Below are 19,297 nucleotides of genomic sequence, written 5' to 3'. Positions count from 1 at the left end.
TTCTCCTCGTTCTATATGTTAACCGGTTGTCATTATCTTAAAATAAAAACGCACCTACTATGCCGTTTCTCCTTTATATAATTGTACCGGTAGTACTACTTGCATAGGTGTCTCTTTACCTTCTATTTTCTTCATTAAAATATCAATAGCTGCATCAGCCATCTGTTCAATTGGTTGAATAATTGTTGTTAGTTCTGGTTTAAATAATCGAACAACATCTGTCCCATCATAGCCAATAACAAGTAAATCTTCAGGTACTCGTTTGCCATATTCTCTAGCTATTTTTATGATCAAACTAGCGTCTGTATCATTCGAAGCAAAAATACCATCCACTCGTTTAAGATCCTCAAAAATTCTTTTAATAACTTTTGTTTTTTCTGTTTCTGTCCAATTAAAATCAATTGTATACGTTACGGCTGGCAACCCATGTTCACTCATAATTTTCTCGTATGCCCTACGTCTATCTCGAGCAGGCGTTTCTAAATCATAAGGTCCATTTGTATGTACAATTGAGGTTGCCCCATGTTCTAATAGCAATTCTGTTGCCATTTTACCGCCACTATAATTATCAGAAGAAACGACCGGAATATCACCATTCATAATTCTATCAATTGCGACAATTGGTAAATTTGTATTATGATATTCTTCAATTCCTTCATTATGTGCTCCAACAATTAGCCCATCAACTTGATTTGCCATTAGTTTACGTAAATAAGTCACTTCTTTTTCTGAATCATTTTTTGAGTTACCGATAAGAACCTTATAACCTCTATTAAAAAGTTTCGTTTCTAAATGGTAAGCTAATTGTCCAAAAAAAGGATTCGCAATGGTTGGGAAAATAAGCCCTATTAGTTTTGTTTCTTTATTAAATAATTGTCTTGCAACATCATTAGGCTGATAATGTAACTCTTTCACAGCATCACGAACCTTTTTAACTGTCTTTTCGCTAAGATAACCTCTATTGTTCAACACCCTAGATACAGTCGTTTTAGAAACGCCTGCCAATTCAGCGACATCATCAAGTTTTGGATTTTGCATTTTATTTGCTCCTAAGTCGTCTAATTTTAGTTAAATTGTTACCGCTTAACTTTTAGTACTCTTAGTTTACCATAAAATAAGCAAAACCATTATCCCCACCATTAACTTTTTAAGCTGCTTCTTTTTTAGCTAATTCTAATCTAACTTTATCTTCATTTCGTTCAAATTTACCATAGAAAAACATTGGAACTGCAGCAAGTATGAACAGCATGGCTGGAATCCAGATAAAACTTAAGTTAATGCCTAATAAAGATTGACTCGTTTGAGTGTGATTGGGTATATATCCAAAGAATTGCATTACTTGTGATGGAATAAATCCGCCAATCCCACTACCTGCTTTAACACAGAATGCACTTCCAATAGCTGTTAAAAAGCCACTGGCTCTGATTCCTGTTTTCCATTGACCAAAATCAACCGCATCAGCCAACATTAGGAATGGCATTGCAGCTGCAACACCCGTTCCAATTGATCCTAGGCAATATAAGATAACAACCCAAACTTGATTACTACCAACTGCTTGAAGCAACATGTTACAGATTGCTCCCATCAATAGTGCTCCAATTAGAACCGTTCTTTTATTTGTACGTTTAACAAGTAATGGAATTGATATCATCCCTATAACAGCAACAACAGATAAAGAACCAGCAACTGCGACTAATGATTTTGCATGGATATTATATTGAAAATAATAAATCATGCCTGAACTTCTAACAGTTGTTCCAATCCAATAGAATAAGTTGGAAATAACCAATAAAATCCAAGGCCAATTACTTTTTGTTGCTTTAACACTCTGTTTTAATGATATTGATTTCGTAATCGTTGTATTAATTTCTCGTAAATTTAAAAAGGCAATTAAAAAGGCAATAATGGAGATAATCCCTAAAATAATCATTGCATATGAGAATCCTTTACGATCATTTCCTTGCCCTAATATTTGAACTAATGGTAAAACAACACCATTAGCAACCAATAGACCAACATTTCCTCCAACCATTCGATATGAATTCAAAACCGTTCTTTGGTCTGAATCATTTGTTAAGTTAGGTAAAATCGACGTCATAGGGGTACTAATTCCGGTATATATAATTCCTGCAATGACGTAAACAACTGATGCATAGATAACTTTGGACGATCCCGATAAATTCGGTGTAGTAAATGTTAACCATGTAAAGAATGCAAATGGTACACATAACCACAAGAAATACGGCCGACTTTGTCCCCATTTTGTATGTGTATGATCAATTAAAAAGCCCCATATTGGTGCATCAAACATATCAACGCATCGTGTGACGAGCAAGATAGTTCCAGCTACACCAATCCCAATTCCAAAAACATCTGTATAAAAATATAACAAGTACGTACTAATACTTACAAATAGAATATTTCCGCCAAAATCTGTAAGTGAATAACTTAGTTTTCGAAAAAGAGGAATTTCTTCAACTTGATTTGTATCTACGTTTACTTTGTTTTCCATTCTATTTACCCCATTCTATTTGTTTAATAAATGTCCCATTTCACTAAAAAATAGCAATTGCCTGTACCTATAAACTCAACTTTTAGAAAGCGCTTTCTGAAAGAATAACCAAAGTATAACCTGTTTATATTTTTATGTCAACCGGTTGTCATTTGTTTTTTTATTAATCAAAAAGCATCTCATTTATTAATAAATGAGATGCTTTTTCTTTCTATAATAACTTTTAAAGACTTTCTCCATTTGTTTCAATTACATTTTTATACCAAGTAAATGAGTCTTTTTTATAACGTTTCATCGATCCATTGCCCTCATTATCACGATCAACATAAATCATACCATAACGCTTTTTCATCTCACCAGTTGTAAATGATACTAAATCAATAACACCCCATGGTGTATATCCTAAGACTTCAACACCATCATAATCAACTGCTTTTTCGATTGCTTCAATATGTTCTTTTAGATAACTTACACGTTCAGGATCATGAATTTCATGATTATCTTCAAGCTTGTCAATCGCGCCAAAACCATTTTCAACAATAAATAACGGTAACTGATAGCGATCATATAATCGATTTAACGTATATCGTAAACCATCGGGATCAATTGCCCAGCCCCAGTCACTAGATTTAATATACGGATTAGGAACCCCATTAGGTAGTCCACCATTCACAACATCACCTAAATGATCTGCTTCAGCATCTGCTTTAACAACTGTTGACATATAGTAACTGAATCCTAGATAATCAACTGTCCCTTTTTTCAATATCTCCATATCGCCTTCTTGAATCCCAACATCATAATTGTGACGTTCAAACTCTTTTAGTGCATAACGTGGGTATTCTCCACGAACATGAACATCTGGGAAAAAGAAGCGTTGATGCATTGCCTCTTCAGCAGCCATGATATCTTCCGGATCACATGAATAAGGATAAATTGGTACGTGTGATACCATGCATCCTATTTCAAAATCAGAATTAATTTTTTTACCAGCAATAACCGCCTTAGCGCTAGCCAAGAGTTCGTTATGTGCAACTCGATACATAATTTCTTTGGGATTTTCACCATCGTTCACAATAACTCCAGAATTAGTCCACAAAAAGATGGGGTTATTTGTATCCATTTGATTATTAATTTCATTAAATGTCATCCAATATTTTACTTTAGATTGATAACGTTTAAAGCAAACCGTAGCAAAATTTTCAAAAAAATCAATTAATTTACGATTTCTAAAACCACCATATTCTTTAGCTAAATGGAGTGGCATTTCAAAATGCGATAGGGTAATCACTGGTTGAATACCTTTTTTTAATAATTCATCAAAAACATCATCATAAAATTGTAATCCCGCTTCATTTGGTTCGCTTTCATCTCCCATTGGGAAAATACGTGACCACGCGATTGATGTTCGTAAGCACTTCAATCCCATTTCAGAGAAAAATTGAATATCTTCTTTGTAATGATGATAAAAATCAATTGCATCATGATTCGGATAAAATTTATCTGTTTCAATAGTTTCCGTAATTTCCCGCGGAACACCATTTGCTCCTGCAGTCATCACATCAATAACACTTGGCCCTTTTCCATCAACATTCCAGCCGCCTTCAAACTGATGAGCAGCCAAAGCGCCACCCCACAAAAAATCCTTCGGTAATTTAGACATTTTATTTTTCTCCTTTTGGAATTAATTCCATTATTGGTTCTCCATGGTGAATTTCATTTTGCGTATACGCAATAACATCTTCGTAATCATCTGAATTAGTCACAATTACAGGTGTTACTACTGAAAATCCTGATTCTTTTATCTTCTCTTGATCAAATTCAACAAGTAAATCACCCATTTTTACATAATCATGATTTTTAACTTGTGTTGCAAAATATTTTCCTTTTAATTCAACGATATCCATTCCAATATGAATTAAAACTTCTACACCATCTACAGATTTTAATCCAATCGCATGTTGTGTCTCTGTAGTCATGACAACCTGACCATCAAATGGTGCATATATTTTATTATCCGTTGGATTTACAGCAACACCTTTGCCCATTGCACCAGATGAAAATACTTCATCCTCTACTTCTGTTAACGCAATTACTTTCCCTGTTACAGGGCTATTAACAACGCCTGGTGCATTTATTACTGGCGTACTCATAACTGGTGCGACCTTAGCTGGTGCATCATCTAACTGTGCTTCCATTGTTGCGACTTCACTAACTGTTTCACCCGTACCAAAAATTTGAACAAGTAGAACTGAACCCACAATTGCTACAATACATCCAACAACCATACCAATAAATGAGTGTGGGTATTTAGGACTAATTGCATTTACAATGGTTAATAAACTTGGTAGTCCAGCATAAGCAAAATAATATGAATTAAAGAAACTTGTAATTAATGCACCAAACGCTCCTGAAATACAACCAAAGATAAATGGTTTTTTAAATCTTAATGTCACACCATAAATTGCTGGTTCTGTAATCCCAAATAATCCTGTAATAAATGCTGAAAGAGATATATTTTTTAATTCTCTGTTCTTAGACTTAATAAATACACCTAAAACAGCACCAACTTGTGCGACCACTGCAATTGTTTGAAAAGCCTGAAATGAGTCCATTCCATTCATTTTGAAATTGGCCATAACCATTGGCGTAACACCCCAATGGATACCAAAAATAACAAGTACTTGCCAGAAACCACCAATAATAACACCTGCTAAAGGTGGTGCAACTTTAACTAAATAATTATATCCTTTTGCGATTCCTTCAGCTCCAAGAGATGAAAGTGGTCCAATAATTAAGATTGTTAAAGGAACCATAATTAATAGACATAATAATGGAACAGCAAGTTCTTTAATAATGTCAGGTATCTTTTTACTCAAGAATCTTTCAAGATAAGAAAGAATCCAAACTAAAAATAATGGTGGCAATACTGATGATGTATAAACTGTTTGAGATAATGGAATACCCATAAAGTTAATACTTGTACCGCTAGCAATAGTTCCAGCCATCTCTGCCCATGTGGGACTAACTAATGCAGCACAACATGCAACAGCGATTAAACTGTTTGTTTTAAAATGTTTAGCTGCCGTTATGGCAATAAATATTGGTAAGAACGTAAATGGTGCCCAAGAAATAAAGCTTAAAACTTGATATGTACCACTTTTAGGAAAATTTGGCATAGCTAAAGTAATTAGAATTAAACTCCCTTGAATAATACCTGCCGCGGCCAATATGTAAACGAATGGGGCAAAAACCGCAGACATTGTTGCAATAACTCGATTCATTATACTTGTTTTTGGTGCTTCTACTTCCTCTACTTCTGAACTATCAATCATTGCTGAGAATGCATCATAAACATCCGCAACATGTGGTCCAATAACTACTTGGAATTGTCCACCACTTTCAACAACAGTGATAACGCCTGCCATTGCTGATATTTTTTCTTTAGCATCTGAAGGAACCTCATGTAGCACTAGTCGTAACCGTGTCGCACAATGCGTTGCTCCTGCTAAATTTTTTTCTCCACCAATTGCTTCTAAAATATCTGTAGCTAATTTTGTATAATCTCTAACCTTACTTGCCATATTTTTCTCCTCCTCAGATAAAAACGAATAAATAGAAAAAAATTGTAAACCCTTACAAATCTTTGTATATGTATATTTTAATTGTACGTGCACAATAAGTCAACACTTTTTTTGTAACCCTTTTCATCTAGATGTACAAGGCGGGAACAATGTTATACAATAAAGGATACATTATTTTAATGGAGGCATGAAATGTTAAAGTATCAAGAAATTGCTGATCAAATTGAGCTTGCAATTAAAAATAAAAATTTGAATCAAGGGACGCAACTCCCTAGTCTAAATGAACTTATTGCCAAATATGCCGTCAGTAAGACGACACTCGTTAAAGCTCTCACAACTTTAGAAGATAAGGGTATTATTTATCAAGTACAAGGTAGCGGAATTTTTGTTCGTCGTCAAAAAAGAGACGGTTACATCGCTCTAATGACGAACATGGGCTTTACAAAAGATTTAGAAAACAGTAAATTATCTACAAAAGTGATTGATTTAAAAGTTGAACTACCCAATGCTGATGTAGCCAGGGAATTAAATTGTGCTCCGGGTGAGGAAGTTTATTTAATAAAAAGAATTCGTTACATCGATAATCAAGTTCTCTGTATTGAGAGATCCTACTATCGAAAAAAACTTGTTCCTTATCTTAATCGCGAAATAATCAGTGAGTCTATTTTTAATTACTTGAAAGAAGTTTTAAAATTAAAAATAGGTTTCTCCGATAAATATTTACGTACAGACACCCTTAAAAAGACAGAATCAACCCTTTTAGAACTACCAGAAAATTCGCCTGGACTCTATATTGATGAACTTTTTTATACAGTAAGCGGTGAACCTTTTGATCTTTCTCAAACTATTTATAACTATAAACATGCTAACTTTTTTATTCAAAGTGGACAAAAATAAAACCATAATTAATAAATTAAAAACCTCAGGGCAATCACTTAAAAAGGTGATTACCCTGAGGTTTTTAATTTATTTCAAGATTCATTTAAAGAATTCTATTTAACTTCCATCTCTTTAATTTTATCGTTAATTTCTTTTTCAACTTTACGATGTTTGGGTGATAATCCTTCGGCAAAAAACAAGACACTACCGATTGCTAAGACATAAGTTAGGCCCATTGTAGAACTGTTCCAGAAAGATGCTCCATAATAAAGAATGCTGCGAGCACCATCATACAAGAAACGCATTGGTAACCATGGAAGAACCCAATCTTGGTAGAATTGAGGTACTAATGGTTGTGCCATTGCCAATAAAGGAATTGAGAAAAATAGTAAGAGGACAAATATAATTACCCCTGGGAAACCAATCCATGTCAATACCCCTGAGAATAACATTATAAAAGCAAAACTTGTAAATGATAAGAACGATGCAATTGTTATAAAATGTGTAAAATCAAATCCTAAAATCCATGTCGCATACGTAGCTGTTGCAAATCCAGTTAAAATTGCAAGTGCTACAGCTGAGATAATGAATGATGATTTAAATGAAAACTTGTGTTTCATTGATTTAAATTCTCTTGAATCTCCAGCGTAGAATAATAATAAACTAATAACCATGCTTGCAATCCAGACGGGTTGGAAGAACGAACTATTCGCTGATGTTAATCCAGCGGTTGAATGTCTAACGGTTGTTTTTACAGTGATTGGGTTATTTAACTTCAATGCAGTCACAGCGGGGACACTCATATTGGCTTTTGCCATATTTGTTAAAATTCCGGCTGAAATACCACCACCAATTTTTGTAACTATTGTTGATAGTGTCGAACCTAAAGTCGTTGACAATGTAGCATTTTTTGCTTCATTTGTTACAACAGTTACATTTGTAACATCTTTTGTTGTTGGATCAGCTAATTTTCCAATTGATGCCGAGAAATCTTTTGGAATTACAATAGCCGCATAATAATGTTGTTTATCCATTGCACTCTTAAGTGCCTTATCACTCTTAACGATATGCCAATCTAACGCCTTATTTTTGCTTCTAGTTAGATTTTCAACGATTTTGTTACCTTGCTTACCACTATCTTCATTAACAATGGCAACAGGTACATCTTTGAGCTCTGATTTTACAGATGGGATTTGCATCACCACCATAATAAATGTAAGTAATACCGAAACTAAAATGGCGAAACCTAAAAATTTATTTTTAAACATAATCATATTCCTCTTTTCTTTTTGAGTGAGCACTCAATCAATTACAAATACGATTATAACCTATCCACAAGTTTAGTCAACCCTAACTTTTAAATATAAACTATCAAAATAATAAGTTTGTCTTTTGTCATCGCTATCAATTGTGTCATAATAGGGCTATAAATAGGATGGTGAATATTATTAAAAATTCTGAATTAAAATTATATGCCAACTCGGATTTATTTAGAGATATAACAGATAAACAAAAACAAATTTTAATCGCCGCAATTGAATTATTCTCAGAAAAAGGCTATGCAAATACAAGTACAAAAGAAATTGCAAAAAAAGCTGGCGTGGCTGAAGGTAATATTTTTAGTAAATATAACAATAAACAAGGCTTACTTAACGCCATTATTGCCCCTGTCATTAAATCCATCTTACCTTCTGCAATGCACGACTTATTAGACGAGTCCATTGATCATTCAAATTTAACTTTGGATTCATTAATTCGTCCTTTGTTAAAAAATAGAATTATTTTTTTGCAAGAAAATGCTAAAGTTCTTAAAATTTTCATTTCTGAACTACTTTATGATAAATCGGTTGTTAAACAGTTATTAGAAAATATTCCCGCCCCATACTGGACGGCACTCAATTCAACTATTGATACACTAAAAGAAAAAAAACTAATTGTCAGTTGGGATAATCTCGAAATTCTTAAGGTTATTTGGTCAACTATAGGTGGTATTGTACTTGGTTATCTTCTTTTTGATCAATCGTTAACAAAAGAAAGTATTGAACATTCAGCAGATGCTCTGATAAACGCACTTAGTGTTTGATAAAAATAAATAATTAAAAATACCCATCGAGTAAACAAGTTACTGTAAAACCTTGTTTACTCGATGGGTATTTTTAATTCAAAGCAGATTATTCATACTAACTAATCTTTTTAATTACGCAGGAATACTATTAATAAATGTTTCTACTTCTTGTTTCGTTTTACGATTTTTATTAACTAAACGTCCTGTTTCTTTACCATTTTCATATGCAATAAAACTTGGAATACCGAAGACACTTAACTCAACAGCTAAGTCCATATTTTCATCTCGATCGACAGCTAAGAATGTGTATTCAGTATATTCTGATTCAATATTAGGCATTTCAGGTTTAATAAAAGCACAATCTGGGCACCATGTTGCAGAAAAAAATAGGATATACTTTCCATCTTTAATTTTATCCATTAATTCACTTACCGTTGTTTCTTTTTCTATACTTTTCATTTTTGCTACCTCCACTAATATGCTTACTTTTTATAAGTATATATCAGATTAGCCATTTTCAATTAAAATATGCTTGCTTATTTATTTTTATCTCTGATTAGTTTAGCTTCTTTATTACCTATATATAGGCTGTATGCAGAATACAATAATACTACAATAACAATCCATTGAATCACACTTGTATTAATATTCTTAACTAAAAGTACCGCAACTAAAACACCTATAATACCAAAAACAGAAAATAAGGTTATTTTTCTAGAATATTGATTGAGTTTTATAAATTGCATACTTCCTATTGGTAAAGAAAATGCACATCCCCCCATCATAATTGGAAATGCAGCAATCGGATCCATTCCCATCGCATAGACAGTTGCCATTGTTAATGAAAATGAGCCTATTCCAATATTATTTAATGCGCCATAAATAAATAATAAAAATCCTGTTACAACTAATTTCCAGCCAAATAGTTCGGTAGCGGTCCCACTAGCAGTGATTAGGCCTAATTTACCAGCGATGATTAACGCGGTTGCAACAAGTAATCCAACGATAACAAATGATCTAATACTATTTTCAGGTAATCTAACAACAAATCTCGGACCAATATAAGCACCCAGCACTTGGCAAATAATACAGACTAGTAACGTCTTAGTACCAACATTGATACTTGTAATATACGCCAGCGACATGACAAATATTGGAATAACATCTTGCGCATTTAACGTACCTGGTAATTTTTTCATAGAAACCCAATTAGCTTTCTGGTATATTGCTGTTGATATGGCAAAATCTGAAATTCCAAAAGTAGAAAAGAAAAAAATAACAATCTGCGATATTGGTGTCCATACTGAACTGGCCGGTTCTTTCATGAAGTCTGATTTATGTCTCATTAAATCACGCATAAAATAACAGATAAATATAAAATTAATAACAATAATTGCCGCAATCAACGTCTTTTGCATGATTAAATCTCCTAGTTAAATGAATCATAATAGTACAGTTTAACTCAATTTATTCCTAGATAAAATAGTCTATATTAATTTTTCTATTTTATACTATATAATTAGTCCTTTAAAGTCTAAAATTAGAAATATAAGGTATGCTACTGTTAATTGTTTATATAATTTATAAAAGGAGATGCACTATGCTAACAGACTTTTTTGCTTATAATTCATTTAGTCATTTGAAACTAAAGGTAGATTCATTGATTCCATATGGTTTTACAAAAACAGCAGAAGAAATCTATAATTATCAAGTTTCAATTCTTAATAATCAATTTATACTAACCGTCTCAATTTCCCCCTCTGAAAAAATTAATACTACTATTATTGATGCTCTAACTAAAGAAGAATATACACTTTATAAAAATCAGTCTGCAACAGGATCATTTGTCAGTTCAATCAGAAAATCAGTGATTGAACAACTGGATTTAATTGTTGCTAGTTGTTTTGAAACTACTCCAGTATTCCAAACTGCTGATTCACAATCTATCATTAATTATGTACAAGAACATTATCAGACCAATCTAGAATTCCTCTGGAAACAGTTTCCAAATGACGCTGTTTTACGTCGATCAGATTCTAAAAAATGGTATGCCGCTTTAATGAAAATTCCAGCAACTAAAATAGGCTTGGATTCCGAGAAATTAGTTGAAATACTTAATATTCGAATGGATCCTGACCTGCTCATCAATAAAATAGACAAAAATCAAATTTTTCCAGGGTACCATATGAATAAAAAACACTGGGTTTCAATTTTATTAAATGGCCAAAATAATTTAGACACTGTTTATTCTTATATTGATACTAGCTATGGACTAGCTAAATAAAAGGCGAACTAAAAAAATCCATTCTAATAGTCAACAAAATTTGAACTTGTTTACTTAGAATGAATTTTCGCTTATCATTAAACACTTGTACTTTTTTAGTATATACGTAGCTTTGTAGCTCAATTTTATCTACTTATTAATATTTTCTTTAAATAGGTTGTATATATCATCAACTGTATTCGATTTTTTTAATTCTTCCACAAATGAGTCATGGACAAGTAATTTCGATGTATTTGATAAATACTGTAAATGCTTTCCATCATCTTTTTCTGGAATTAGAAATGAGATAACTGTATCTACTGGCTGATTATCAAATGTTTCCCATTCAATAGGCTCACGTAATTTAACAATTAGCATTGCTGATTTATTAATCGATTCATCCTGTGCATGAGGTATCGCAATGCCTTTTTCCATCCCTGTCGTTCCCTCAGACTCACGAATCTTATACTTATTTAAAATATAACTTTCATTATTCGTATATCCTAATTTTTTAGCAAAATTTGCTAAAAAATGTAAGAGTTCTTCTTTATCAGAAACGGCTACGTTCAATTCAATGTTTTTTCTTTTCAATATATTATCGAATTCATTTTCATTCATTTTTATATCATTATCTTGCTCTTGTTCAAAGTTGGTATTACTACCTACATTCATCACTAAACTATTATTTTTTTTAGCTTGGCGACCAGCAATAGCGGCTAGTAAGACAGCAGATACAAGTGATCCAATAATAATCCATAATACCCACAGTAATGGTTTATTCACTAACGGTAATACAATAAATCCACCATGTGGAGCCGGTACACTAATTCTAGTTACATAGGTTAAAATCGCAGCAATCGAAGAACCAACCATAAATGCAGGAATATTTAGTAGCGGATTCTTTGCCGCAAATGGAATTGCACCTTCTGTAATATGAGTTGATCCTAATAAAAAGTTAACGTAACCTGCGCTGCGCTCTTTATCTGAGTATGCTTTTTTGTTGAACAGTACAGCAAACCCTGTTGCCAATGGTGGCGCAATACACGCTGCAGAAACTCCTGCCATAAAGAAATAATTTCCCTGTGCTAAAAGAGCTGTTCCGGTTAAATATGCTGCTTTATTAATTGGCCCACCCATATCTGAAGCACACATAATTCCAACAACTAATCCTAATAGAATGGGACTTGAATTTTCTAAACCCTTTAAAAACGTCATCATTCCTTCATTAATTGTTGCCATTGGAACTGATAGATACCAAATAATAGAGCCTGATAAAAATACTCCAATTACAGGTAAAATAAAAATGGCTTTCAGTCCATCTAATGATTTAGGTAGTTTTTTTAATAAGAACTGTAATATTAAAATCGTATACCCTGCTAAAAATCCACCAATTATTCCACCTAAAAATCCCGTTCCATTTGTATATGCTATCATTCCCGTTACAAATCCAACTATCAATCCAGGTCTTTTACCAATAGCCTCAGCTATATAGGCACATAGAATTGGAACCATAAGATTCATTGCAAATCCGCCAATAGTGTTCAATAAATGTGCTATATCGTTATATTGAGGGCTTTTTATGTCTGCTGAATTAATTCCCCAAAAAAATGATACGGCTGTTAACACTCCCCCAGCAACTACTATTGGTAACATATGTGACACTCCATTCATCACGTACACATACATTTTGTGCCAAAATGAGCCAGATAAATTTACTGTTTCTTCATTCGATGAAATTTTTGCTCCTTTTCGATGATAGGTAGGTAAATTATCATCTGTCAATATTTGATCAATTAATACATCTGCCTCTTTCATACCTTTCGTAACTGACACATTTATCATTTTTTTACCATCGAATCGATCAATATCTACATCTTTATCTGACGCAATTATTACACCATCAGCATCATCAATTTCTTGTTGTGAAAACGCATTTTCTATACCACTTTGACCATGAGTTTCAACTTTAATTGATATACCTCTTTTTTTAGCGGCTTGTTCTAAGGCCTCTTGCGCCATGTATGTATGCGCAATTCCTGTTGGACATCCAGTAGCTGCAATTATTTTATATTTTGTCATCTTAATTCCTCCTTAATATTAGATATTTTTACCTGCTTAGTCAGCTCTTTTACATTCGAAAAATCTGTTAACCCTTTTGAAAATGCCGTTGAACTCGCGGCTGCTATACTTTCTCTAAATACTTCTTCTATTTTTTTGTCCCCTATCGCTACCCCTGCTAAAAAAGTTCCCAACATGGTGTCGCCGGCCCCAGCCGTGTTAACAACGGTTCCTTTAGGGACAGTTCCATATAACACAACCTCTTTATTTATAAACATTGCACCACCGCCACCCAATGATAATAAAATATTTTGTGCACCCAATTTAATTAATTCTTTTGAATAAGTTATCAATTCATGTTGAGATAGTTTATGTTCTACGCCAAACCAACTCATTAATTCTTCATCATTTGGTTTTAAAATATAAGGATTATATTTCAATGTATCCAGTACGGTTTGATAACTAGTATCCAAAACTAGCTTATATCCTTTTTCCTGCGCCTGCTTTGCGATACTAATTAAAATTTCTTCAGAGATTCCGTCAGATAAACTACCAGATACAACTAATGTATCCTTTTCATCTAAATTTTGAATCTTATCCATGAACTGATTTATTTCATCATCACTAACATGTGGACCTTTATTTACTAATTTATACTCCGTATCTTGCTGAATTACTCTTGTAAAAACATTAATTCGTGTATTAGCATCGATATGTACAAAATCAGTTTTTATATTGCACCTTGCCAACTCAGACTCAATATACGCATTAGTAAATCCTCCACCAACTCCAATAGCAGTACTTTCTACGCCTTTCTTTTTTAGAATAAAACTAACATTAACTCCTTTACCATTCGCTTGTATTTCATAATTTTCCGTTCTATTAACAATATTTTTTTTCATTTCATCGGTTTGGATAAAAAGATCAATAGCTGGATTCAATGTACATGTATATATCATAATTTTTACCCCTTTCTTCTACCTACCAATACTACATCTGACAGAAATGAAAAGGTTTTCAATATATGATTTTGTATGCTACAATTGAAAATAAACAAACAATCAAGGTGAGGTGACCAGTAATGTCTCTTAGTAACTCCGAAAAGATTCTTTGGCAAGTCATTCAAGATAACCTAGAAGATATTCCGATATTAACAATAACCAACCTTAGCGATTTAGCTCATGTATCAACCGCTACAGTCGTACGAACGCTCAAAAAAAAAGGCTACAGCGGTTATATGGATTTTAAACAATCTATAATTACTAAAGAAAAAGAAAAAAAATATAAGAATATTCAGAATATGGATCACGATATCCAACAAGTCATTATGAAGAATGAACATGAACTTAATAACACACTACGTATGCTTGACGTTAATACCATAGAAAAAACAGTTCAAAAAATTAAACGTTCAAAAAAAATATACATTTTCTCAAGGGGTTTTTCTGAATTAATTGCAATTGAAATGCTAACAAAATTTGAATTATTAAATAAAAATTGTGTCAGTTTTACGGATCCCAATATTATTAAACAAATTAGTCACAGGATTACATATAATAATATTTTAATTATTATTTCATTGAACGGAACTACTGCAGAACTCCTTGAAGGTGCTAAAAATACGTATAAAAATGGAGCCGATATTATTGTATTAACAACCAACAAATTAAGTCCACTTATTAAATATTCAGATTCCGTGTTTATCGGATTTAAATCTGAAATTTCATATTTCCCTGAATTTGAAGTTAAATCTCGTTTACCATTACAGGTAATGAGCCGTATACTTTTAGATTCTTATGCAATTCGAACAAAGAAAGCTAGCAAATAAATTTATTTCACTTCTACTTTTTTTCATTACTAAATCATTAAAAATAAAGAGGCTAAACATGACGTTTAGCCTCTTTATTTTACTATTTTAATACCTTATCAAACCACGATGTAGCAGTACTTTCAAGAACGACATTTAAATCTTCAATATTCTTTTTACCAACTGTGTTCATCCATTCTTTACCTTTTTCTTCACCATCTTTAGCAAATGGTTCGATACCTTTGCTCCATGTTGCACGTCCACAAAGTACACCATTAAATGTTGATTTTGCTTCATGAGCAAATACTAAAGTATCTTGGAATAATTGTGCCGATACACCACCACTTAAGAAAATAAATGGTAATTTGGTTGCATCACTTTGTTCTTTAAATATATCTAATGCTTCTGTCTTAGAATATACCACCTCATTATCGTCGTTAAACCCTTCCACATAATCCATATTGACTGGCACTTCTACTTTAAGTACATCTACTTTATATTCAGGTTTAGAAAATTCTTTCATCATTTCAATAACTTTATGAGGTTTTACTTTAGCATACTCTGAACCTTTAACATCGTCATTAGTTGCATCATAAGAAACCAATTCTAAAAATAATGGCATATCTTCTGCAGCACATTCTGAACCAAGACGCTCCATATATGCATGTTTCATATTATTAATCTCAGCATTTTCGTCTATATCATAATAAAGTAAGAATTTAATAGCGTCAGCGCCCTCTTCTTTAAGACGACGAACTGACCAATCTGGTAATAAGTCAGGTAAGCGACCTGGGGTAGTAACATCATAACCCGTTTTTTCGTATGCAACTAGTAATCCAGTACTTGCATTACGGACCTTTGCTGCTGGAAGACCATATTCTGGATCAAGTAATATTGCTGAAGCGTATGGTGTTAATTCTGATGAAATTACTTTTTTAAATTCAACGATATCTTCTTCATTTGCTGGCTTATTTGCTGCTGCTGCCAACATTTTTTTTAAAGATCCTCGTTGATCAATTGCTAATGCTGCAATTACGCCTTTTTCATTTGAAAGTGCTTTAAGTCCTGCCAATTTATTTGGTGTCATTTTTATTCCGTCCTTTATTATTTTTTTACTTCTCTCATCCACTTATAATTCTATCTTTGAAGAATATGAAAAGGTTTTTAAAATTTCATTTTTTACATACCAATTAAAAATAACTTAACAATCATAAATACCGTTTACTCCGACTAGCTCTTAATAAAGAATCAGTTAATATCATTTTTTATATTTTAAAGTACCATTTAAATATGTTTCCTCAAAATTTAAATCATGATCTAAAACAATGAAGTCAGCATCTCTACCTGCCGCAATACTTCCGCACTTATCATCAATTCCAACGCTTCTAGCGGGCACATAACTAGCCATTTGGATTGCTTCTTCAGGAGTAGAAATATTCCAATCAACAACATTTTTAACTGCTTCCATTAATTTTAAGACACTACCAGCTAAACTTCCTGACTCTAACCTTGCGGCGCCATCTTTAACAACAACTGGGAACTCACCTAATGTATAATTTCCATCAGGCATTGCACCAGCACGCATACAATCAGTTACTAATACAATGTGGTCTGCTCCTTTAACGTTAATTAAAATTTTAGCAGATGCCGGATTAACATGTTGACCATCACAAATTAGTTCATCATAGACACTACTTAATGACATTGCTGCGCCAACCATCCCTGGCTCTCTATGATTAAGTGGGCTCATTCCGTTATACGTATGAACGAAAATAGATGCACCAGATTCTACTGCAGATTTAGCTTGATCAAACGTAGCATCACTATGCCCCAATGCTACTTTGACCCCTTGTTTAGTTAAGGCCTCAGTAAATTCTTTAACACCCTTTCGCTCAGGTGCAATCGCAATTTTTCGAATAAGTCCATGCGCTAATTTTTGCCAATGCTCAAAAATATCTATACTTGGATCTAAAAAGTATTTAGGATTTTGCGCACCTTTGTGTTTTTCAGTAAAAAATGGACCCTCAAAAAAGATACCCTGTATTTTTGCACCACGTACTTCACCATGACGCTTACCAAAGTCAGAAATAACTTCGTTCAACGTTTCTGGAGCTGCCGTCAATGTTGTCGGCAGAAATGAAGTAACGCCACATTCTAATAAACCTTCAGACATCATTTTTGCGCCCTCAAAATCGTTATCCATCACATCATATCCCTTTAAACCATGGACATGTGTATCTACAAGCCCTGGTGCAATCCATTTACCCGTATATTCTTTGATATCACCATCAGGTTTTTCTTGTTGATAATCACCAAATTTACCATCAATAATTGCCAAGTACCCTTCATTTTCAACCGTGTTTTTCAAGAAAAACTTATCTGCATGAATATAATATATTTCCACCAGTAATGCCTCCTATATTATTTTTGTTAAAAAGAAACTAGCCCATTATCCATAGTCTAGTTCCGCAGGCCTCTTCTAGAATAACTTGAAGAATGCACCTACTAAGCCAACAACTACTGTGAGCCCAATCAACATCAATGGAGATTTACCTTTTTTCAACATCCAGTAACAGAAGAATGTATAAAGAAGCGGTAATAATGCCGGCATCACTTTATCAATAACACCTTTTTGTAAATCAATATCAATTTTCCCAGCATGAATCACAACACCAAATTTAAAGTTAACGTATGTTGCAACCAAGGCTCCAACAACAGTTAATCCAACTATCGACGCAGCACGTGATATTTTTTTTGTATTTTCCTTCATACTCGAAATAGCACGAGTACCAGTTCTATACCCATAATTCATTAACCAGAATAGTAACCCAAAATGCACTGCATTAAAGACAACAAGGAATAAGATCGGTCCAAGTGGATTTCCATTCATTGATAATGAAACCCCAACTCCGGCTGTAATAGGTAGCAACGTTAACCAGAACATCGCATCCCCAATACCACCTAAAGGTCCCATCATTGCTACTTTGATACCACGAATAGTTGATCTATTTTCTTTATTTTCTTCCATTGCTAAAATAACACCTTGAACAAATGTTACTAAAAATGGATGTGTATTAAAAAATTGTAAATGATCAAGCATTGCATATGAGAAATCTTCTTTATCTTTATGAATTTTTTTCAATCCAGGAATTAAACTATAAGTCCACCCACCACCTTGCATACGTTCATAATTAAATGAAGCCTGTAAAAGTAGTGAACGCCAAACCATTTTGTTTAAATCTTTTTTTGTAATTACCTTTTCAACAGTAGGATCGTTATAAGTATCTGGGATCACAACATCATTGCGATCAAATTTCTTTTTAGATGCCATCACTATAGTCCTCCTCTTCATTAACTGTTACGGTTGCTACTTTTTTTCCACCATTATCAGATTTTGCTCCACCAATAAAGAAATCATAAGCAGCGATTGAAATACCAATGATTGCGACTCCTAAGATTGGTAAGTTACCATATGCTGCAACAACAAATCCAATTGCGAAGAATGGTGCGTACGCTGTCTTCCACATAATTTTTAACAACATGGCAAATCCAACAGCTGGCATAATACCACCGGCCGTACTTAATCCTGTTAAGATCCATGCAGGAACGGCTTCAACCATTCCTTGCGCTTTACTTGCACCGAGGAAGATTGGTAAGAACGCCATAATGAAGTAGAAAACAAACAAGATTAGCGGACCCATGTAGTTCAATCGATCAATTTTCTTATCATTACCTTCCATCGCGTATTCATCCATTTTATGCATAACTGGTGAGTAAGCTGTAAATAGTAATGTAACTAAACCTTGTACGGCAACTGCAAATGGTACGGCAATACCAACTGCTAATGTTGGTGTTTGATGAGCAATAATTGCAAATGCGGTTCCCATAATTCCACCAATAACAACATTAGGTGGCTGTGCTCCAGCAAGTGGAACCATTCCAGCCCAAACTAATTCTAATGTACCACCAACAATTAAGCCGGTTTGAAAATCTCCTAATATTAGACCAACTACTGCACCAGTAACGATTGGTCTATGAATATGTGTTAAACCACTATACATATCGATACCGGCAATACCAGCCCATAGTCCAATTAATAACGCTTGTACTAACATATAAATTTCCTCCT

17 protein-coding genes are annotated in these 19,297 nt (G+C 33.4%); 4 read left to right on the top strand and 13 right to left on the bottom strand.

What is annotated here, in order from left to right; genetic code table 11:
• Positions 1-57: 57 nt before the first annotated feature.
• From AC1RPN_RS00775 to AC1RPN_RS00760, 4 genes are all read right to left on the bottom strand, one after another.
• Entirely contained in the window at positions 58-1,038 is a 981-nt protein-coding gene (locus tag AC1RPN_RS00775) for a LacI family DNA-binding transcriptional regulator (protein ID WP_481761016.1), read from the bottom strand.
• A 109-nt stretch (positions 1,039-1,147) separates the two neighbouring features.
• A complete protein-coding gene (locus AC1RPN_RS00770; RefSeq protein ID WP_481761017.1) occupies positions 1,148-2,512 on the bottom strand; it encodes an MFS transporter in 1,365 nt (454 codons plus the stop codon).
• A gap of 223 nt (positions 2,513-2,735) precedes the next feature.
• Positions 2,736-4,175, bottom strand: a complete 1,440-nt coding sequence (locus AC1RPN_RS00765; protein WP_481761018.1) for a 6-phospho-beta-glucosidase — start codon at positions 4,173-4,175, stop codon at positions 2,736-2,738.
• 1 nt (position 4,176) lies between these two features.
• Complete coding sequence (locus AC1RPN_RS00760; protein ID WP_481761019.1) at positions 4,177-6,096, bottom strand: beta-glucoside-specific PTS transporter subunit IIABC; 1,920 nt, start codon at positions 6,094-6,096, stop codon at positions 4,177-4,179.
• Between the two features lie 192 nt (positions 6,097-6,288).
• On the opposite strand from AC1RPN_RS00760, the gene AC1RPN_RS00755 reads away from it, so the two are divergent.
• The gene (locus tag AC1RPN_RS00755; RefSeq protein ID WP_481761020.1) at positions 6,289-6,993 is read left to right on the top strand and encodes a GntR family transcriptional regulator; all 705 of its coding nucleotides are present in this window, start codon (positions 6,289-6,291) and stop codon (positions 6,991-6,993) included.
• Positions 6,994-7,088: 95 nt separating this feature from the next.
• On the opposite strand, the gene AC1RPN_RS00750 is transcribed toward AC1RPN_RS00755, so the two are convergent.
• Positions 7,089-8,243: a YhgE/Pip domain-containing protein gene (locus tag AC1RPN_RS00750; RefSeq protein ID WP_481761021.1), complete on the bottom strand. Its 1,155-nt coding sequence runs from the start codon at positions 8,241-8,243 to the stop codon at positions 7,089-7,091.
• Positions 8,244-8,410: 167 nt separating this feature from the next.
• On the opposite strand from AC1RPN_RS00750, the gene AC1RPN_RS00745 reads away from it, so the two are divergent.
• Positions 8,411-9,058 carry a TetR/AcrR family transcriptional regulator gene (locus AC1RPN_RS00745; RefSeq protein WP_481761022.1) on the top strand — a complete coding sequence of 216 codons (648 nt, stop codon included), beginning with the start codon at positions 8,411-8,413 and terminating at the stop codon, positions 9,056-9,058.
• Positions 9,059-9,172: 114 nt separating this feature from the next.
• On the opposite strand, the gene AC1RPN_RS00740 is transcribed toward AC1RPN_RS00745, so the two are convergent.
• Positions 9,173-9,499 carry a thioredoxin family protein gene (locus tag AC1RPN_RS00740; protein ID WP_481761023.1) on the bottom strand — a complete coding sequence of 109 codons (327 nt, stop codon included), beginning with the start codon at positions 9,497-9,499 and terminating at the stop codon, positions 9,173-9,175.
• A gap of 77 nt (positions 9,500-9,576) precedes the next feature.
• Positions 9,577-10,458, bottom strand: coding sequence for a sulfite exporter TauE/SafE family protein (locus AC1RPN_RS00735; protein ID WP_481761024.1), 882 nt, complete (start codon positions 10,456-10,458; stop codon positions 9,577-9,579).
• A gap of 182 nt (positions 10,459-10,640) precedes the next feature.
• On the opposite strand from AC1RPN_RS00735, the gene AC1RPN_RS00730 reads away from it, so the two are divergent.
• Complete coding sequence (locus AC1RPN_RS00730; protein WP_481761025.1) at positions 10,641-11,324, top strand: MmcQ/YjbR family DNA-binding protein; 684 nt, start codon at positions 10,641-10,643, stop codon at positions 11,322-11,324.
• A gap of 129 nt (positions 11,325-11,453) precedes the next feature.
• On the opposite strand, the gene AC1RPN_RS00725 is transcribed toward AC1RPN_RS00730, so the two are convergent.
• Positions 11,454-13,382 (bottom strand): fructose-specific PTS transporter subunit EIIC, encoded by a 1,929-nt coding sequence (locus AC1RPN_RS00725; protein ID WP_481761026.1) that lies wholly within the window; start codon positions 13,380-13,382, stop codon positions 11,454-11,456.
• Positions 13,379-14,320 (bottom strand): 1-phosphofructokinase, encoded by a 942-nt coding sequence (gene pfkB / locus AC1RPN_RS00720; protein WP_481761027.1) that lies wholly within the window; start codon positions 14,318-14,320, stop codon positions 13,379-13,381. The genes AC1RPN_RS00725 and pfkB overlap by 4 nt, the downstream gene beginning before the upstream one ends.
• Before the next feature lie 122 nt (positions 14,321-14,442).
• On the opposite strand from pfkB, the gene AC1RPN_RS00715 reads away from it, so the two are divergent.
• On the top strand, positions 14,443-15,189 hold the full coding sequence (locus tag AC1RPN_RS00715; protein WP_481761028.1) for a MurR/RpiR family transcriptional regulator: 747 nt from the start codon (positions 14,443-14,445) through the stop codon (positions 15,187-15,189).
• A gap of 82 nt (positions 15,190-15,271) precedes the next feature.
• Here the strand turns inward: AC1RPN_RS00715 and lacD are convergent, their stop codons facing one another.
• The 4 genes from lacD to agaW form a co-directional block, all read right to left on the bottom strand.
• A complete protein-coding gene (lacD, locus tag AC1RPN_RS00710) occupies positions 15,272-16,255 on the bottom strand; it encodes a tagatose-bisphosphate aldolase (protein ID WP_481761029.1) in 984 nt (327 codons plus the stop codon).
• A gap of 171 nt (positions 16,256-16,426) precedes the next feature.
• On the bottom strand, positions 16,427-17,572 hold the full coding sequence (gene nagA / locus AC1RPN_RS00705) for an N-acetylglucosamine-6-phosphate deacetylase (protein ID WP_481761030.1): 1,146 nt from the start codon (positions 17,570-17,572) through the stop codon (positions 16,427-16,429).
• 75 nt (positions 17,573-17,647) lie between these two features.
• Positions 17,648-18,499: a PTS system mannose/fructose/sorbose family transporter subunit IID gene (locus AC1RPN_RS00700; RefSeq protein WP_481761031.1), complete on the bottom strand. Its 852-nt coding sequence runs from the start codon at positions 18,497-18,499 to the stop codon at positions 17,648-17,650.
• Positions 18,489-19,283 (bottom strand): PTS N-acetylgalactosamine transporter subunit IIC, encoded by a 795-nt coding sequence (agaW, locus tag AC1RPN_RS00695; RefSeq protein ID WP_481761032.1) that lies wholly within the window; start codon positions 19,281-19,283, stop codon positions 18,489-18,491. Before agaW ends, AC1RPN_RS00700 begins: the two co-directional genes overlap by 11 nt.
• Positions 19,284-19,297 lie beyond the last annotated feature (14 nt).

This window comes from Dellaglioa sp. CoH-57-MRSF-20 (genome assembly GCF_056781955.1).
Note: the sequence above shows the minus strand (reverse complement) of the source record. Positions and strands in the feature narration are given on the sequence as shown.

Coding starts and splice junctions, on each gene's coding strand:
- AC1RPN_RS00775 (WP_481761016.1), bottom strand. CDS start 1,038: ATGCAAAATCCAAAACTTGATGATGTCGCTGAATTGGCAGGCGTTTCT.
- AC1RPN_RS00770 (WP_481761017.1), bottom strand. CDS start 2,512: ATGGAAAACAAAGTAAACGTAGATACAAATCAAGTTGAAGAAATTCCT.
- AC1RPN_RS00765 (WP_481761018.1), bottom strand. CDS start 4,175: ATGTCTAAATTACCGAAGGATTTTTTGTGGGGTGGCGCTTTGGCTGCT.
- AC1RPN_RS00760 (WP_481761019.1), bottom strand. CDS start 6,096: ATGGCAAGTAAGGTTAGAGATTATACAAAATTAGCTACAGATATTTTA.
- AC1RPN_RS00755 (WP_481761020.1), top strand. CDS start 6,289: ATGTTAAAGTATCAAGAAATTGCTGATCAAATTGAGCTTGCAATTAAA.
- AC1RPN_RS00750 (WP_481761021.1), bottom strand. CDS start 8,243: ATGTTTAAAAATAAATTTTTAGGTTTCGCCATTTTAGTTTCGGTATTA.
- AC1RPN_RS00745 (WP_481761022.1), top strand. CDS start 8,411: ATGGTGAATATTATTAAAAATTCTGAATTAAAATTATATGCCAACTCG.
- AC1RPN_RS00740 (WP_481761023.1), bottom strand. CDS start 9,499: ATGAAAAGTATAGAAAAAGAAACAACGGTAAGTGAATTAATGGATAAA.
- AC1RPN_RS00735 (WP_481761024.1), bottom strand. CDS start 10,458: ATGCAAAAGACGTTGATTGCGGCAATTATTGTTATTAATTTTATATTT.
- AC1RPN_RS00730 (WP_481761025.1), top strand. CDS start 10,641: ATGCTAACAGACTTTTTTGCTTATAATTCATTTAGTCATTTGAAACTA.
- AC1RPN_RS00725 (WP_481761026.1), bottom strand. CDS start 13,382: ATGACAAAATATAAAATAATTGCAGCTACTGGATGTCCAACAGGAATT.
- pfkB (WP_481761027.1), bottom strand. CDS start 14,320: ATGATATATACATGTACATTGAATCCAGCTATTGATCTTTTTATCCAA.
- AC1RPN_RS00715 (WP_481761028.1), top strand. CDS start 14,443: ATGTCTCTTAGTAACTCCGAAAAGATTCTTTGGCAAGTCATTCAAGAT.
- lacD (WP_481761029.1), bottom strand. CDS start 16,255: ATGACACCAAATAAATTGGCAGGACTTAAAGCACTTTCAAATGAAAAA.
- AC1RPN_RS00700 (WP_481761031.1), bottom strand. CDS start 18,499: ATGGCATCTAAAAAGAAATTTGATCGCAATGATGTTGTGATCCCAGAT.
- agaW (WP_481761032.1), bottom strand. CDS start 19,283: ATGTTAGTACAAGCGTTATTAATTGGACTATGGGCTGGTATTGCCGGT.